The following is a 16932-nucleotide window of genomic DNA, read 5'->3' on the forward strand; positions in this document are numbered from 1 at the left end:
TAGAAACAATAGATATTTATTTTTTTATACAAATAACTTATATATAGAAAAACGGTGCATAATTACCCTAAAGTATGAACAAATAATCTGATAGTAGGAAGATCAAATTCACTGTGATAAAATTACTTAACTTGCCAAAAACAGGGTATTTTTTGGGATTAATTGTTTGGGTAGTGCCATTATTATTATTGAATCATGGGCAAGATAGTCTTATTGCTCACGATGAAACCACCTATGCAGTACGCTCTCGATGGATGCTAGAGTCTGGAGATTGGTTAACTCCCCAATCTTGGTCAGAACTTGCTTACGAAAAAACGCCTGGTTTTTATTGGATTCTAGCATCTATTTACACAATGTTTGGGATTAATGAGGTAACATCTCGCATACCTTCCCAAGTTGCTTCTGTGATGAGTATTTTCCTGGTTTATCAAATAACAACAATGTTGTTAAATAAACGGATAGCTTGGTTAGCTGGGGCAATTTTATCAGTATCTTTTATTTGGTTACAAGTTAGTAGATTAGTTGCTCCAGATATTATTACTATTTGTATTGCTCTTTTCGGTATTTTCTGCTTAATTAAATCAGAATTACAGCCCAAATATCGTTATTATTGGGGTTTTGGTACGGGTTTAAGTTTAGGGTTAGGATTTTTAATTAAAGGTCAATTAATATTTGTCCCATTTATTGGTTTATTGCCTTATTTAATTTGGCAAAATCGTCATCATCGGCATTTTAATAATCCTCTGTTGTATGTGGGTTTTGTTGTCGGTTTTATGCCAGTAATTACTTGGTTTTGGTTAAGTTGGCAACATTACGGTGCAATTGTTTTTGAACATTTCTTTGGTTTTGTCACCAAGATAAGTACAGAACAACGAAATGGACATTCACCTTTTTATTATTTATGGAATCTGCCTCTGAAGGGGTTTCCTTGGCCTTTATTTAGTATTTTGGGACTGTTGCTCATTTGTCGTCGTTACTTGAGTCGCAATTTCTGGATATTAGTTGTGTGTCCTCTGATTATATTTCTAGAAATTAGTATAATTTCCACTCGTTTACCTCATTATGCTCTGATGCTTTGTCCTTGGATGGCAATTCTAGCAGCAGTAGCATTAGATTGGTTAGGAGATATTTATAATAATTTTCAGAAGACAAAATATTTTTACCTACCCCGAAATTTAAGTTATGTATTTGGCATTTTAGGTGGAGTTGTTTTAATAGCAGGAATAATCCTAAATACGGAGATTTTGCCTATTAATGGGGGAACAGATATTAAAAGTTATTCATTAATAGGGTTAGTGTTAGGATTTGGTTGGTTATTTTTACCAATAATTTGGGTTGCTCGTCATCGGTTTGGACAAAAATTTCTAACTGCTAATTATTGGTTGGCAAGTTGGTTAGTACCTGCTTGGTTAGCTGTAGCTGTGGCTGGTGCTAATGGGTTATTAAGTAACTATAGTCCTGATATAAAATTGTTTTTACAGCAACCAGAAATTGCTTCTGTACTCAAAGATAATTCTATTAATTTTGTTGTTCAAAAAACAGAAACAATGACTACAGGTGGAGATAAGGCTCTGTTATTACTAACTTTTGATACTCCTCATTGGGGAAAAAGATTTCAACAAGTTGCAGATGTTCCTATCAATAATTATGCTTGGGTTAGTCCTGAGCCAGAAGTGGGTGAATCAAAGAATGAACGTCAAATTGGCACTTTCCGAAAGTGGAAGTTGATTCAGGTAGTGGGTGAAGAAGGTGACAGGTGACAGGTGACAGTGAAGAGGTAATAGGTGATAGGGAGGAGAAGATGAAAATGTTCTTCATTCTAAACTCTTGACTCCTAGCCCTAATTAATCTTCAATAATTTGAATTTCATCAAGTTGATTAATAACCACATCTGCACCTTTAACATTATTTGCTTTACCAATCCAAGTAATCCCAATGCAACCAGCGGCTTTAGCGTCACGCGCCATTTGCATATCACCGACAGAATCACCTACCATTAAAGTTGCGTTTGGAGATACTCCTAAAGCTTGACAAGCTTCTAAAAATAGGGTGGGATCTGGTTTACTCGGACCATCATCAACTCCCTTTTTCAGTTGTAAATAATCGCCTAACTGGTGAGTAGTCACAAATTGTTTCACATCTTCAGTAGTTGCTGCTGACAGAATCCCTAATTTTAACCCTGCTATTGACAGAGACTTTAAAACTTCTAAGCTACCCACAAATAAAGGTGAAGGGGTTTTTCCCACATATTGATCAGCTTCTGCTAAAGCTTGACGAGCAATTTTCAAAGACTCAAACCATCCCCTACCAGTTTCTGCAATATAGGCTGCTGCTGCAATTTCTGTTTCTTTGCGACTTGCTACTGATATTAAACCTGCTGGATCTAAGCGATCGCCATCAATACCAAAAGCCATTAATAAGGGTTCACCAATACCAGGAACTTGTGCGTCTATCATCCGCGCCCCTTTTTGTCCTAGTGTTCTTAAATATGCTTCCGAGTCTTCTAAAGTACCGTTTTTATCAAATAAAATCGCTTCAATATTAGAAAACGTCATGTTTCTACATTTAATACTTGTCAAAATATTGCACCCCACTTAGATTAATTGCAGATTTTAGATTAAACGCTAAGTTAAAAAAAAAGAGGGAAATCCCTCTTTGTTATATACTTGAATGATCTGAGTTGTAATTACTTACAACAATAAATCTACTATTCTTCAATAGCTGCGGGGATTTCTTCTTCAATATCTGTAGCTGCGGGAATTTCTTCCTCGGCTACAGCATCTACTGGTGCAACTTCTTCAGTTACAGCTTCCACTGATGTAGCGTCCACAGGTGCTGCATCCACAGGTGTTGCGTCTACAGGCGCTGCATCCACAGGTGCTGCGTCCACAGGTGCAGTAATACCTTGCTGTTTGGCAAGCAATTGTTCCCGATACTTAGCTGCCATTTCTTCGGCCTTATCATAAACCAAATCACGGTTCTTGATCATGTCACCAGGTTCGGGTTCTAACTGTTTAGTAGACAGAGAAATCCGTCCCCTTTCTGCATCCAAGTCAATGATCATTACTTTCACTTCATCATTGACATTAAAGACGCTATGAGGAGTGTCAATATGCTCGTGGGATATCTCAGAAATATGTAGTAGTCCGCTCACTCCACCGATATCAATGAAAGCACCATAAGGTTTGATACCGCGAACAGTACCAATGACCACTTCTCCGACTTCCAGGCGGTTCATCTTGCGCTCAACTAGCGCCCGACGATGGGAGAGAACTAAGCGGTTACGCTCTTCATCTACTTCTAGGAATTTCAAAGGCAGTTCTTCACCTACCAAATCTTCCTTGGGTTTGCGAGTGCTGATATGAGAACCGGGGATAAAGCCGCGCAGTCCTTCAATTCGCACTAATGCACCACCACGGTTGGTAGCAAAAACACCAGAGCGGACAGTAGCATCTTCTGCCTGTAACTGCCGTACTCGTTCCCAAGCCCGCATATACTCAATTCGACGGATCGAAAGGGTAAGCTGACCATCTTCATTTTCATCGGTAAGGATGAAAAATTCCCGTGTTTCGTTTGATTGTAAGACTTCTTCCGGGGCATCGACCCGGTTAATAGACATTTCTTGTATGGGTATATATGCTGCGGTTTTCGCACCTATGTCAATCAGAGCGCCGCGCGGCTCTATACTGAAAACTGTACCCGGTACGACATCACCAGGGCTGAAGTGATAATCGTACTTATCAAGTAGAGCAGCGAAATCTTCGAGAGTAAATCCAATTTCTGTAGCGGTTAAGTTCTGATTGACCATGCTAATGTGTTCCTGGTTCTAGTCTCCGTAAAGGTTTTGTCATATATTCTGTGTGTTTGTAAGCAGTCGGATAACCGTTTTTACTTACAGTCCTGTCTTATCCTAGCTTAGAATAGCTAGTCTTAACACATATCAACTTCCAGATAGAAAATTATATCAAATATCTTGCCATTATTCATCTGTCATCGGCTATAAGTAGTCACAATTATTTATCCAATCAAGAGTTCAGGAATATGGCTTACGCCACGGTACGCTATCGGAATGAAGAATGAAGAACATTTTTATCTTCTCCGCCTATCACCTGTCACCTGTCAATTGTTATTGATTTATCTAGGTTTTCACTTCATTAAGCAAGGCATACATAAAAATTATCCGTTGCCACTAAAAATAGTAACAACGGATACAAGGGTGATATCCCTTTAAAAATTTGGTTTTAACAACCTAACTTTTCTTTTCTTCTTTTTTCTCAAAGCGAGGGGGTTCGCGGAAGGCGATCGCAAAAAAGAGTACACCTATTGCTAGGCTTAAAATCAAGATGTAAGCAACACTTTCCATATTCTTCAGATCCTGCCTGTTGAGCCAGTAATTTTAGTTTACCAAGCCTAGTAAAAAGCATGAAGTAGATATTCTCCACTTCACACTTAATCCAAGTTTTAAGCTTCCTTACGGGTACGAGTTGTCTTGTCACCCAGCTTCTGGAAAAGACCCCATTCAACTTGTTCTTCTTCAATTTCCACACCGGCAAATACATCACGGTAGATTGTCCGTGAACCGTGCCAGAGATGGCCAAAGAAGAATAGTAGAGCGAATACAGCATGACCAAAGGTAAACCAACCTCTGGGAGAAGTCCGGAATACACCGTCAGAATTCAAGGTTTCCCGGTCAAATTCAAAGATTTCTCCACCTTGAGCTTTGCGGGCATACTTCTTCACATCAGCAGGATCTGTAAAGGTTTGACCATTCAGATTACCACCGTAGAAGCTGACAGTTACGCCAGTTTGTTCAAAGCTGTATTTAGATTCTGCCCGACGGAAGGGGATGTCAGCGCGGACAACACCATCTTTATCGGTCAAAATTACTGGGAAGGTTTCAAAGAAGTTAGGTAGACGACGAACTGTTAATTCCCGTCCTTCAGCATCTGTGAAGACAGCGTGACCTTGCCAAGATTGAGCAATACCATCACCTTTCACCATTGCGCCTGTCCGGAATAGACCACCTTTAGCGGGGCTATTGCCGACGTAATCGTAGAAAGCCAGTTTTTCAGGAATCTTTGCCCAAGCTTCAGTTAGAGTTGCACCTTCAGCAACACTAGTTTGCACACGACGCTGAATTTCTTGACGGAAATAGCCTTGATCCCACTGATAGCGGGTAGGTCCAAACAATTCAATTGGGGTAGTCGCGTTACCGTACCACATAGTTCCAGCTACTACGAAAGCAGCGAAGAACACAGCAGCAATACTACTGGAAAGTACGGTTTCAATATTACCCATCCGGAGGGCTTTGTATAGCCTTTCGGGAGGTCTAACTGTGAGGTGGAATAAACCAGCGATAATACCGACTACACCAGCCGCAATGTGGTGAGCAACAACGCCACCGGGGTTATAGGGGTTAAACCCAGCCGGACCCCATTCTGGTGCTACTGGCTGAATACTACCAGTGATGCCATAGGCATCAGATACCCACATTCCCGGACCAAATAGTCCGGTCTGGTGGAAAGCACCAAAACCAAAACAAAGTAAACCGGATAAGAACAGGTGAATACCAAACATTTTTGGTAAGTCTAAAGCAGGTTCACCAGTCCGAGGATCTCTAAAGAGTTCCAAATCCCAGAAAACCCAATGCCAAACGGCAGCGAGGAATAATAAACCAGAGAGAACAATGTGAGCAGCAGCAACGCCTTCAAAGGACCAAAAACCGGGGTCTACTGCTGTACCACCAGTTACGCTCCAACCGCCCCAAGATTCGGTTACGCCTAAACGTGCCATGAAGGGAAGTACGAACATCCCTTGTCGCCACATGGGGTTGAGAACTGGATCACTGGGATCGTAAACAGCCAGTTCGTACAGTGCCATTGAACCTGCCCAGCCAGCTACTAAAGCTGTGTGCATTAAGTGTACAGAAATCAGCCGACCTGGATCGTTCAGAACAACTGTATGTACTCGGTACCAAGGTAGTCCCATTGACTACAAGCCTCCTGGATAGTTATGTTTACAAAGCAATTTTCTTACCGAGTTTCTGAGGGACGGAAGCCGCCTATCAGAAAAATCTCTGAGTTTTTTTATTGCTGATTTTGAATTTGGCAATACCGACGCACTACCATAGTTTGAGTTCTTTTGTCAAGAACTAGCTATTTGAGTGTTTGGGCGATCGCTAAACAAAAATGAGAATATTTTAAAAAGTGTAACTATTGATGGAACGCTTTGCAAGGGTTTCTATAGCTGGAGTTACGTAGCTTGTGGCTTAAATATCGTTACTAGTCTCCAGAAATGCTGGTTATAACCTGATCTATCGGGAAAGCTGAAGTTTTTTTTTAAGTCCACTATTCCAGCATAAAACTAAATTGGGGTTTTACCGAGCGAACTACTTGCAGCATCTCTTCGCGATCGCTTCTAGAGAAACTACCAGTTTTATTTTAGACTGAATTTACGCATATAAGTTCTGGCTATCGGTGAGGAATAGACAAAATACGGAGTTAAAAGTTTACTTGCGACTAAGTTAAGTTTTTTTTACAAAATCGTGACTTGCCTTTTTGATGTCTATATGCTGAAATAAGTATTAACTCTCATGTCTTTCATGACAGTAGACAGAATTTAAATGCAATTATTTTTAGTGTGCCTCGATTTTCCCTATTCCCTATTAATACTAAACAAGACTAAATCTTAATTTTAGATATCAGTCTGAGACTTGGCTATGAGTAAAAACAAGCAAAAACTTGAGGAGTATACCAAGCAATGGCAGTTTCACTAACTAAAGGACAACGGATATCACTGGAAAAAGTTTCCCCAGGACTAACCGAAGTATTTGTAGGTTTGGGGTGGGATGTTAAAGTTGTAGATACTGGCTTGGATTTTGATTTGGATGCCTCCGTTTTTATCTTAGGAAGTAACGAAAAACTAATTTCTGATCAACACTTCATTTTTTACAATAATCTCACCAGTCCAGATCCTGCCAAATCAGTTCAACACACTGGAGATAACCTGACAGGTTTAGGTGATGGTGATGATGAAGTCATTAAGATTCATTTGCAAAAAGTCCCTGCGGATGTCCACAAAATCGTTATCACTGTAACTATTCATGAAGCAGCAGAAAGGCATCAAAACTTTGGTCAAGTGCAGAATGCCTTTATTCGAGTTGTCAATGCTCAAAACGAACAAGAAGTTATTCGCTATGACTTAGTTGAAGACTACTCCATTGAAACCGCATTAATTATGGCTGAACTTTACCGTAAAGACGGAGATTGGCGGTTAAATGCCGTTGGTTCAGGTTATCAAGGGGGATTAAAAGCTTTATTAGATCGGTTTAGCTAGGAGAAATTTAAAATGGCAATTAATCTCCAGAAAGGACAGAGAATTTCCCTTTCTAAAGAAGCTCCTGGTCTAACCAAATTGATGTGTGGACTAGGTTGGGATGTGGTTAAACGCTCTGGTGGCGGATTTTTTAGGAATTTTGGTGGAGGTGGTCATGACTATGATCTAGATGCCTCTGTAGTTTGCTTGGATGCTAATGGTAAATTAATAGCAAAAGAAAACATAATCTATTTTGGGAATCTTCAACATTTATCAGGATCAATCGTCCATACAGGAGACAATTTAACTGGTGCTGGCGATGGTGATGACGAAGTAATCATTATTGATTTACCTCGCATTCCTGCTGATATTGCTAAATTAGTCTTCGTCATCAATATTTACGATTGCATTGCACGTAAACAAGATTTTACCCAAGTTGACAATGCCTTTGTCAGATTGGTAAATGCAGCTAATAATAAAGAATTAGCTCGATATAACCTTTCTGGTAAAGAATACAGCGGGATGACAGGAATGGTTTTAGCTGAAGTTTATCGCCATAATAATGAGTGGAAAATGGCAGCTATTGGCAACGGTGTCAGTGTTAATGGTTTAGCGGAACTTGTTGCATCTTATTGTTAAATAATGTCACTTTACGATCGCCTGAATTTAACCAAAAAAACCAAGATCAATCGTAAATTGCAAGTTCCCATCTGGGAACGGATTAACCTTGACAGACCAGCAAAACCACGTTGTCAAAGTTGCCGTTCTCGGATTCAACCTGATTGGCGTGTGTGTCCATCATGCGGTTCATTTCTAATTCGTAAAGATCAAGAAAAGCGCCATTGTATCTGGGTAGATATTTCTGGAATCATCAAGACAACTGACAACAATAGCATCATGCTAGAAATAATTGCAGATGCTTTGGCTAAAGTTTTTAGTGCCTTTAGAAGTGTTCATGTATTTTTGACTTCAGAAGAACCAGAGGACAAAGAATGGGGGCGTAATTTCACTCATGTATATGTATTTGCAGATCAACAACCAGTAGATTATTTAGGAATAGCTAGTTTCCGTCATCATCAAGTTACAGATATTGCTGCTGTTCGTATTGACCAAATTATTAATAGTTCCAATCAAGCTAATCTGAATTTAGGTCAATTATCTAACTTAATTGCTAATACTATCGCTCATGAAATTGGTCATACCTTGGGATTAGATCATTCATTATTACCTACAGACGTTATGCACGATGGATTGGATCATCGAATTCATAGTTTAATGCCTCCTTCTTTCCATGTAGGACAGATCATTTCCATGAATAAAGCTATTCGTCAACATACAGCAAATTTTAGGTAAATGAGATACAAATTTATCTGCGTTTATCCGTGTCCATCATCTTCTATCTGCGGTTAATTCTTTCTTGTTTTAACTCACTTAGATAGGAATCGCTATAAATATTGGCGTTGCTGATTAACGGTATGAATTTTAGTCTCACGCAAAGGCGCAAAGACGCAAAGGTAAGAGTTTTAAAGGTTCAATTTAGGAATTTCATACCTCAATATGGCTATCAGCAACGCCTAAATATTTTTAACAATTCAAAATTAAAGACAGTTTTAGATGAGAATTTAGATCCCACAATAAAACTTGGTATAAAATAAAATTTAATTACTTTACCTAACTTAATTTTTATCAGGAAAAGTAAAAATCAGTATCTATGCTTAAAATCAGTTAAGTTATTCATAACCAGGGTGAGAATTAATCATGGGTAAAGCAATTGGTATAGACTTAGGAACAACTAACTCCGTCGCTGCATTTAAGTTAGCAGGTGTGGAAGTAGTCACAGCGAATGACAACACACCCCCAGATAGAAAACTTACCCGCTCAGTAGTAGCTGCTGAACAAGGTAAATTTTTGGTAGGAGAACAAGCTTATAACCAAATTCGCCATGATCCAGAAAATGTAGTAATTTCCATCAAACGGTTAATGGGTAGGGGTTTCGGGGATGTAGCAGTTCAAAAACAACAATCCGAACTAGCGTATAAAATCGCCCAACCCAGTCAGGGAACAGATAACAGCATTGCTGTGTGGGTAGGAGGTAAAGAATACCAACCAGAGGATATTTCGGCGGAAATTCTCAAAAAAGTGGTGCAAAATGCTCAAACTTATCAACGAAGTATAGGTAAAGAAGAAAATATTGATCAAGCTGTAATTACGATTCCTGCTTATTTTAATGATCAACAGCGTCACGCTACCCGCACCGCAGCCCTAAAAGCTGGACTTACTCCCTTAGAATTGCTCCCAGAACCTACAGCAGCGGCTATATCCTACGGTTTTTCACCTAATAGCGATGATGTCAAGACAATTTTGGTTTATGATTTTGGCGGTGGGACATTTGATGCTTCAGTAATTACCGCAGCCGGAACTTCTTTTATTGAACAGGGGAAAGCGGGTGATTTATGGTTGGGTGGTGATGATATTGATTCCCGGTTAATCAAGTTTGTGAAAGAGCAAGTTGCTAAACAAGAAAGAATTAGTGATATTGATAGCTTAATTTCTAAAATGCCATATTATCAAAGAGGGCGATTTAACGCTGATTTAAAAATATCTGTAGAACGGGCAAAGGTAGAATTAAGTAATAAAACATCGGCTCAAATTAACCCCGCTACCCAATTATTAGATGAGTTAGGAATTGGGATTCCTATTGAAGTGGAAATCACCCGCGAGCAATTTGAAAATATGATTGGGGAATTAGTAGAACGAACATTACAAATTTGCCACCAAGCCTTAGAATATGCAGAATATCAAATGGATATGGTGGATGTGGTGCTTTTAGTTGGAGGTTCTTCCCAAATTCCCTTAGTTCAACGTCAATTACAAGCAGCTTTTGGAGCGAATAAAGTTGTTTTACATCCCCGTCCTATGTATGCAGTTGCTGAAGGTGCAGCCATTGTTGCGGCTGGACAAACAGATAAAGTCACCACTGTTTCTCGTGATTATTTTATTCAATTAATAGATCGTCAGGATAAAGTTATTAATCGTGGTGATATCTTACCTGTAACGGTATCTCATACTTTTAAAACAGTAGCGGAAGGACAACGCTTGATTCACTTTCAATTTTTTAGCCCTGATGATGTCAAAGAAGATTTAGATGGGGTGAAAAATGATGAACGGATTGGGGATATGTGGTTGGGTTTAGATGAAAAATATCCAGCGGGAACAGAAATTATTGCTTATTTAGAGTTGGATGAAAAGAACAGTGATTTAAAAATGACTGCGACTTTAAAAAATAATCCATCTGTAAAAGTGAGTTGTAATTTTTCACGGGGGCGTGTGGATGAGAAAATATACAAAGAATTAGAGGAAGCGATAGAAGAACTTAATCACCAAGATTTAACTGCTTATGGTGTTGAAGAAGCTTTGAAGTTAGCTGTACCAGTTGTTCAGTTAGCCAATGGGATTATTAATCCTACGACTGGAGAAGAATATAGTGATTTACAAAAACGGGCTGGGGAAAGTTTGAATCAGTTCCAAGTATCTATGTCTCCCGTCCGCTTAGAATCAGAGTCTTTGGTGAATGAGTGCGATCGCGTGATCAAATTCTGCGGTTTTATGATTCCCCAACTCCAACAAGAACGATTACAAAAGTTGAGTCAAGAATTACAATTTGCTATTAATACTAACAATAGCTCCTCCATGGAGTATCACAATGAAGAAACTAGACGCGAACTTCGTAACTTACCTGATGAAGTACAGTTAATTCAAGGTTGTATTCTCGCTATCCAACAAGCCAAAGTTGTTGCACCTACCCAAGCTAATGCTATGTCTGATAAACTATCTCGAATGTTGAGTGCAGCGACAGGTGGTGATAGCAACGAAGCAGATCGTTTATGGCGAGAATTACAGCCAGATGTGCAACATTGGTTAAATCAAGAATTACCCAGTAATAGCATTATCACGGGACTTACACGATGAACACTAAAACCAAAATTGATTGTCCTGTTTGCGGGTATCAAGGAATTGAGGGAAATATTTGTCCTAATTGTGACACGGATGTTTCTCTAATTCGTTCCTTGGAAGAATTACCCCAGCGGCCAAAATCTTGGACAACAGGAATGGCCATTTTAATGTTGGTGATTGGAATTACTATCGGTGCAGGTGGTAGTTTTTTTGCACTGCAAACTGCTATGTATACCGCAACTGTCCCTAATCCTACAGTTTCTACTAATCCCAACCCTACACCACAGGTAATTACCCCAGTTGTCCCCAAACCAGCCCCACCATTAGCTACTTATACTGTTAAATCTGGTGATACTCTTAGTAGTATTGCAGGTAAGTTTTGTAGTAAATCTACTGATTGGCAATTAATAGTTACAGCTAATCCGGAATTACAAAAGCGGGAAAATCAATTAGACATAGATCAGGTGTTGAAAATTCCTAGTAGCTGTAAAGGGAAAACTCTATGAGTAGAGTTGACAGCTTCAAGCAAGCTAGTCAGAAAGCTGAAAATTTCGCCCAAAAAAAACAACTGCGGGCAGCGGTAATTACTGCGGAAACAGCCCTCAGTGATTGGGCGGAAAAACCCAGTTTTTGGGAACGTTTATTAGCAAAAGTATTAATTGGTAATCTGGTAGAAAAATTAGAAAAACAATTAATTACATGGCGGAAATATATAGAAGCTGCTGATAAATTGGCCATGCAAGCCCAAGGGATGATTAAGAATGATACTGGCAATCCTTGGGAAACTCAAATTTTAGCGGGTGTTATTTCTCTTTATCAGCGTTATTGCCAAATTATTTATGATCCAACAATATTACAGATAATTCAAAAATGCCAACAGGAATTGCAACAAAGACAGCAATTTCAAAAATTAGCAAATCAAGGAAAATTACAGGTAGTAAATCTTTTTTATGAAAAGGGAATCTCTCTTTATCAAGAAGCATTAAAATTATATCCTCTTGATTCAGTTCAACAAGCTATTATTGATGCTCAAACCCAAGTTACTCAAGAACAAATATATAACTCTGCTCTGGAAAAAGCCCAACAAGCAGAAACTCAAGGAAAATTACGCAGTGCTATTAATATTCTAGAAACTGTTATTACTAACTTTCCTCGCATTGATGGTGTAAATTTATTACAAAAACTAAAATCCACATTTCAAGCGAGAGAACAATTTCGACAAGGGTTGAGAGCCGAAAAAATAGGTGATTTCCATGCAGCTAAAACCTTCTATACCAATGCTAAATTACTTTTACCTGATTTCCAAGATTGCCAAATTCGTTTAGGCTTAATTGCTATTAAAACCCAAGATTGGACTAATGCCATATCTCATTTAGAAAATGTCCCCGGCACACAAGCTGCTTATCTGCGTGGATTTGCTTTTGCTCAACAAGGAATTTTACAATCAGCCTATCGGGAATGGCAAAATATATCAAGTTCTCAAATTAGCCAACAACAAGAAATTATCAAAGAAATTGCCCAAAGACAACGTTTACTATCTTTACAAAATATTGAAGAATTAGTCAAGTCTGAAGATTTAGAATTAGCTAAAACAGTCAGTCAAGAATATATTAGCAAATTTGGATTTGAACCAATAGTAGAAAAAAATATTAATGAACATATTCAACCCCGTTTAGCAGCAGCAGCTTGGCAAAATCACAACTGGCAATTTACTGCTCAAGTAGCTAAAAATGAATGGATAACTCAATCAAATATTACCACATTACACAATTGGGCAGTGGCTAATTATTATCTGGCTCAAAATAGCGATGATAATTTATTAGAATTTATTATTTCTTTCGCTACTGCTATTGCTAATATTACCATAAATATTCATCTCCAGGATGTTCCTTGGTTGGGAAATAAAAATGTTGATTTTAATTCTTTATCCTTAGAGCTAAAACGCCGTTTAGAATCAGCAATTGATAGAGTTAAAGATATAGATATTCAAGTATATTTGAATTTACGTGATTATTGTAGATTAGAATTAGTGGCTTTAAAATTTATGGGTGAACCTGTAAATTCAGGAATGGTAATTAATAATTTATTTATTACACCTGGATGTTATGAATATTATCGTAATTATTACGAATTACAGAATATCAAACCAGTAGAAAAAATATCTTTTCACCAAAAAATTCTCCATTCTCTTTATAGCTGTTGGGGATTAGCAGTAGCGGCTTGTTTGGAAGCAGATATTCAAAGAGCAATTATTCTAAAACCATCAAAAAAAGCTATTATTGAAAGTGAAGAATTTGCAAGTAAATTCGTTGATTACCATGAAGGATATTTCTATCTACAAAAGCAAAATTGGCAACAAGCAATAATTCCTCTTAAACAAGCTAAATCAGAAATTCAAAATAATCAAGATTGGCAACAAGAAATAGATAGGCTTTGTAGTTTACAACGTCAAGCTATATCAGAATTTAATGAACATTTAGAATTTGCTCAATTTTGGTATGATCTAATTGCCACTAAATCTGCACGCAGTTATTTAGCCGAATATAAAGCCGAGGAACTGCAAGAAAAACTTTTTAGTCAGCAAATTTCTACAGAACAAGCTTTACAACATTTACAAGTAATTAGGAGAATTGATGAAGATAATCCAGTTGTAATTACCTTAATTGAAAAAGTAGAAATTAATCAAGAATTAGAAGAAATTGACAGATTATTTAAAAATAACCAATTAGAAGAAGTGAAGCGAAAAGCTCAATTTTCACGACATGAAAGAATTCGTTATATTGTCGCTGATATTTTTATTGATATATTAGTGAATGGGATTAAAAATGGTAAATTAAATGATCCAGAAATAGTTCATCAATTAGGAAGTTGGGCTTATGAACTTTGTCCTTATGAATCGTCATTTCAAGAAATTTATACTGGATTAGGATTATGTTAATCTCAATAACCAGATTTTCAACTTCTTTAAGAAGTCGGGGATATAATTTAACTCTGTTCCCTGATATAGCGGTTATCAGTCGGATGAAATACAATCGAGGGCGGGGAAACCCCACCCCTACAGGTTTTGCGATTTAATGACTGTATCTCACAAAGAGTGCATACCGCTGTATATGATGGAAAATAACCCTTACGATATTTTAGGTGTATCTCAAGCAGCATCAAAAGCCGAAATTACCAAAGCTGTAGCCTTAGCAATGAAGCGAAAACAGTATCCTGTTGATGTTATTGCTAAAGCGCAAAAAAGCTTAATGAAGTCAGAAGAAAGGATTATTGCTGATTATTTGCGCCCGATCTTGCCAACGATCAAGCGATTCAAGTATAGTGATTTATCAGCTTTGGATAAACCTGCACCTACCTTAGCTTTATTATCAGAATTTGATGGATTAGAGCAAGCGATCGCTCATGCTAACCAACAAGAAAATTTAGAAAGAGAACCTCTACCCATACCATTAGCAGAACTTTTCAGCGAAGGGATGACAGCTTGTAAAGAGGGACGCTACCCTAAAGCTATAAAATATTTAGAAGATTACTGTCAAGAGTGTAAAGAGCGCAATAGCCCAAATTATATTCAAGCCCAAATGTGGCTAATTAAAGCTTATCAAATGGGTGGACAATTACAAAGAGCGATCGCCCTCTGTCAACTTTTGAGTAATCATTCTCATTCCCAAGTCAACACTTGGGCTAAAAAAATTTTAGCGATGCTATCTAAAGAGATTTCCCGTGCCTGACTTATCCCCAAACTATCTTATCAGCTTAGAATTACGAGAATTACTCGTACAAAAACTCGGCGTTCTCCAAAAAGACAATATGGTATTACAGCAGTCTTTACGAGAACAGCAAACCCAAACCACAGCCCAAACAGAAGATTTATTCTTAGAACTTTTAGAAGTAGCTGATGCCCTAGAAGCTTTATTAGAATACCTAGAAAATAATCCTAATCCTAGTCCAGAATTTATAGAACGCTTACCCAGATCCATTGGTGCAGTTAATCGGAAGTTTCTCAGTGTATTAGGAAAACGTCAACTTTTACCTATAGAATTACAGGAAGGAACAGAACCAGATTTTAACTTATGTCGCGTCATTGATCGGGAAGAAAGAACCGATATCCCAGACCAAACTATTACTAAAATCGTCCGTCGCGGATTTCATTGGGGTGAAAAAGTTCTTCGTCCCACAGAAGTCATTACCGCTAAATCAGATAATGGTCAGTAGTCAGTAGTCAGTTGTTCGTTGTCAGTTGTTAAGAAGTTTTTCCTGCTCCTCTGCTCCCCTACTCCCCTGCTCCCCTACTCCCTGCCCCCCTGCTCCTCTGCTCCCCTACTCCCCTGCTCCCCTACTCCCCTGCTCCCCTGCTCCCCTGCCCCCCTGCTCCTTTAAAATCCTACATACACTGTTAACTATGACTCCTCACGAAAGTGATATTAAAGAAACTTCTCCACAAACAAAAATATGGAGTGGTTGGCAGGAAAATTTAGTTTTAATAACTATTGCCCTGTGTTTAGCTCTCCTAATTCGGACATTTATCGCTGAACCACGCTTGATTCCATCTGAATCAATGTATCCTACCTTACACACAGGCGATCGCTTGGTAGTTGAAAAAGTATCATACCGTTTACACCCTCCCAAAACAGGCGATATCGTCGTTTTTCAGTCACCACCAGAATTACAAAGACGGGGATATCCGGAAAACCAAGCCTTTATTAAACGGGTAATTGGTGAACCAGGATCAGTAATTAGTATCTCTCAAGGTAAAGTTTACCTCAACGGTCAAGCCTTAACAGAAGACTACATTGCCGAACCCCCTAATCGTCCATTTCCCCAAATCCAAGTCCCAGAAGGCGCATTTTTTGTTATGGGAGACAATCGCAATGATAGTAATGACTCTCGCTACTGGGGTTTTGTACCCAGCCAAAACGTCATCGGTCGTGCTACATTTCGCTTCTGGCCACTTGACCGCATTGGCTTAATTTAGGAAAAGACTGGGCGCAGAAAAAGACTGGGCGCAGGCCCTGCGCCCCTACGAGAACCGCAAATAATACATTAACTGAGCGATCGCATCCCCTGGTAATTCTAACCGTCGTTGAAAATCTGCTAAACTTCGGTAAGGACCAGCAGCCAGGCGGTTTTCTACAACTTTCTGCGCTAGGGATGAATCTATAAAAGGAATTTTAGACAAACTTTCTACCGAAGCTGTATTAGGGTTAACAAGAGGGGGTTGATCTAGGGAATTATTGTCATAATAATTAAAATTTAACAGCGGTTTGAGGGGTTCTAATCGCTGTACAGGCAAACCCAAAGCCGCAGCCACATCTTCAATACAGTAGAATACTACACCAGCACGGGAAAGTTCCACAAGCGATCGCCCTTGGTGAATTGATAACCCAGGTAAACGCAGCCAATCATCCACAGTCGCTTGATTAGCGTCAATACCCAAACCCAATTCAGCGGCCATTTGCACTTCTTCACCTGACTGTAAACGATAATAAGGGTCACTCAGCAACTTGGCTCGCAGCTTTTGCAACTTCAGATTCAAAGGTAGCCATTTATTCATAAATCAATCTTGCTTGATCAAAAAAACTCTTTCCTATTCCCTTCTTCTTACTGTCACCTGTCACCGTCACCTGTCACCTGTCACCTGTCACCTGTCACCGTCACCTGTCACCT

The 16932-nt window shown here is 38.8% G+C and carries 15 protein-coding genes; 10 read left to right on the top strand and 5 right to left on the bottom strand.

Annotated elements, in window-relative coordinates; genetic code table 11:
• Nucleotides 1-113: 113 nt before the first annotated feature.
• Nucleotides 114-1760 (top strand): ArnT family glycosyltransferase, encoded by a 1647-nt coding sequence (locus FJR04_RS05595; protein ID WP_371717222.1) that lies wholly within the window; start codon nucleotides 114-116, stop codon nucleotides 1758-1760.
• Nucleotides 1761-1844: 84 nt separating this feature from the next.
• Here the strand turns inward: FJR04_RS05595 and FJR04_RS05600 are convergent, their stop codons facing one another.
• From FJR04_RS05600 to psbB, 4 genes are all read right to left on the bottom strand, one after another.
• Complete coding sequence (locus FJR04_RS05600; protein WP_168492543.1) at nucleotides 1845-2579, bottom strand: HAD family hydrolase; 735 nt, start codon at nucleotides 2577-2579, stop codon at nucleotides 1845-1847.
• Nucleotides 2580-2707: 128 nt separating this feature from the next.
• Nucleotides 2708-3808: a 30S ribosomal protein S1 gene (locus FJR04_RS05605; protein WP_168492545.1), complete on the bottom strand. Its 1101-nt coding sequence runs from the start codon at nucleotides 3806-3808 to the stop codon at nucleotides 2708-2710.
• Between the two features lie 441 nt (nucleotides 3809-4249).
• Nucleotides 4250-4363, bottom strand: coding sequence for a photosystem II reaction center protein T (locus FJR04_RS05610; RefSeq protein WP_168492547.1), 114 nt, complete (start codon nucleotides 4361-4363; stop codon nucleotides 4250-4252).
• Nucleotides 4364-4461: 98 nt separating this feature from the next.
• Nucleotides 4462-5988 (bottom strand): photosystem II chlorophyll-binding protein CP47, encoded by a 1527-nt coding sequence (psbB, locus tag FJR04_RS05615; protein ID WP_168492549.1) that lies wholly within the window; start codon nucleotides 5986-5988, stop codon nucleotides 4462-4464.
• 771 nt (nucleotides 5989-6759) lie between these two features.
• On the opposite strand from psbB, the gene FJR04_RS05620 reads away from it, so the two are divergent.
• The 9 genes from FJR04_RS05620 (at nucleotide 6760) to lepB (ending at nucleotide 16240) form a co-directional block, all read left to right on the top strand.
• A complete protein-coding gene (locus FJR04_RS05620) occupies nucleotides 6760-7335 on the top strand; it encodes a TerD family protein (RefSeq protein WP_168492551.1) in 576 nt (191 codons plus the stop codon).
• A gap of 12 nt (nucleotides 7336-7347) precedes the next feature.
• Nucleotides 7348-7953 carry a TerD family protein gene (locus FJR04_RS05625; protein WP_168492553.1) on the top strand — a complete coding sequence of 202 codons (606 nt, stop codon included), beginning with the start codon at nucleotides 7348-7350 and terminating at the stop codon, nucleotides 7951-7953.
• A gap of 3 nt (nucleotides 7954-7956) precedes the next feature.
• Complete coding sequence (locus tag FJR04_RS05630; RefSeq protein ID WP_168492555.1) at nucleotides 7957-8667, top strand: zinc-dependent metalloprotease family protein; 711 nt, start codon at nucleotides 7957-7959, stop codon at nucleotides 8665-8667.
• Between the two features lie 405 nt (nucleotides 8668-9072).
• Nucleotides 9073-11283, top strand: a complete 2211-nt coding sequence (locus FJR04_RS05635) for an Hsp70 family protein (protein WP_168492557.1) — start codon at nucleotides 9073-9075, stop codon at nucleotides 11281-11283.
• Nucleotides 11280-11774 carry a LysM peptidoglycan-binding domain-containing protein gene (locus tag FJR04_RS05640; RefSeq protein ID WP_168492559.1) on the top strand — a complete coding sequence of 165 codons (495 nt, stop codon included), beginning with the start codon at nucleotides 11280-11282 and terminating at the stop codon, nucleotides 11772-11774. Before FJR04_RS05635 ends, FJR04_RS05640 begins: the two co-directional genes overlap by 4 nt.
• The gene (locus FJR04_RS05645; RefSeq protein WP_168492562.1) at nucleotides 11771-14206 is read left to right on the top strand and encodes a peptidase M, neutral zinc metallopeptidase site; all 2436 of its coding nucleotides are present in this window, start codon (nucleotides 11771-11773) and stop codon (nucleotides 14204-14206) included. The genes FJR04_RS05640 and FJR04_RS05645 overlap by 4 nt, the downstream gene beginning before the upstream one ends.
• 172 nt (nucleotides 14207-14378) lie before the next feature.
• Nucleotides 14379-14996, top strand: coding sequence for a molecular chaperone DnaJ (locus tag FJR04_RS05650; protein WP_254445207.1), 618 nt, complete (start codon nucleotides 14379-14381; stop codon nucleotides 14994-14996).
• Nucleotides 14989-15480 (top strand): nucleotide exchange factor GrpE, encoded by a 492-nt coding sequence (locus FJR04_RS05655; protein ID WP_168492564.1) that lies wholly within the window; start codon nucleotides 14989-14991, stop codon nucleotides 15478-15480. The genes FJR04_RS05650 and FJR04_RS05655 overlap by 8 nt, the downstream gene beginning before the upstream one ends.
• Before the next feature lie 187 nt (nucleotides 15481-15667).
• A complete protein-coding gene (lepB, locus tag FJR04_RS05660; RefSeq protein WP_168492566.1) occupies nucleotides 15668-16240 on the top strand; it encodes a signal peptidase I in 573 nt (190 codons plus the stop codon).
• 45 nt (nucleotides 16241-16285) lie between these two features.
• Here the strand turns inward: lepB and FJR04_RS05665 are convergent, their stop codons facing one another.
• Entirely contained in the window at nucleotides 16286-16819 is a 534-nt protein-coding gene (locus FJR04_RS05665) for a ComEA family DNA-binding protein (RefSeq protein WP_168492568.1), read from the bottom strand.
• Nucleotides 16820-16932 lie beyond the last annotated feature (113 nt).

Origin of the sequence: Anabaena sp. UHCC 0204 (assembly GCF_009711975.1) — a bacterium.
Lineage (GTDB): Bacteria > Cyanobacteriota > Cyanobacteriia > Cyanobacteriales > Nostocaceae > Dolichospermum.

What these genes read in the sequence shown, in the direction of transcription:
- FJR04_RS05605 (WP_168492545.1), bottom strand. Translation starts at nt 3,808, where the DNA reads ATGGTCAATCAGAACTTAACCGCTACAGAAATTGGATTTACTCTCGAA.
- FJR04_RS05610 (WP_168492547.1), bottom strand. Translation starts at nt 4,363, where the DNA reads ATGGAAAGTGTTGCTTACATCTTGATTTTAAGCCTAGCAATAGGTGTA.
- psbB (WP_168492549.1), bottom strand. Translation starts at nt 5,988, where the DNA reads ATGGGACTACCTTGGTACCGAGTACATACAGTTGTTCTGAACGATCCA.
- FJR04_RS05620 (WP_168492551.1), top strand. Translation starts at nt 6,760, where the DNA reads ATGGCAGTTTCACTAACTAAAGGACAACGGATATCACTGGAAAAAGTT.
- FJR04_RS05625 (WP_168492553.1), top strand. Translation starts at nt 7,348, where the DNA reads ATGGCAATTAATCTCCAGAAAGGACAGAGAATTTCCCTTTCTAAAGAA.
- FJR04_RS05630 (WP_168492555.1), top strand. Translation starts at nt 7,957, where the DNA reads ATGTCACTTTACGATCGCCTGAATTTAACCAAAAAAACCAAGATCAAT.
- FJR04_RS05635 (WP_168492557.1), top strand. Translation starts at nt 9,073, where the DNA reads ATGGGTAAAGCAATTGGTATAGACTTAGGAACAACTAACTCCGTCGCT.
- FJR04_RS05640 (WP_168492559.1), top strand. Translation starts at nt 11,280, where the DNA reads ATGAACACTAAAACCAAAATTGATTGTCCTGTTTGCGGGTATCAAGGA.
- FJR04_RS05645 (WP_168492562.1), top strand. Translation starts at nt 11,771, where the DNA reads ATGAGTAGAGTTGACAGCTTCAAGCAAGCTAGTCAGAAAGCTGAAAAT.
- FJR04_RS05650 (WP_254445207.1), top strand. Translation starts at nt 14,379, where the DNA reads ATGATGGAAAATAACCCTTACGATATTTTAGGTGTATCTCAAGCAGCA.
- lepB (WP_168492566.1), top strand. Translation starts at nt 15,668, where the DNA reads ATGACTCCTCACGAAAGTGATATTAAAGAAACTTCTCCACAAACAAAA.
- FJR04_RS05665 (WP_168492568.1), bottom strand. Translation starts at nt 16,819, where the DNA reads ATGAATAAATGGCTACCTTTGAATCTGAAGTTGCAAAAGCTGCGAGCC.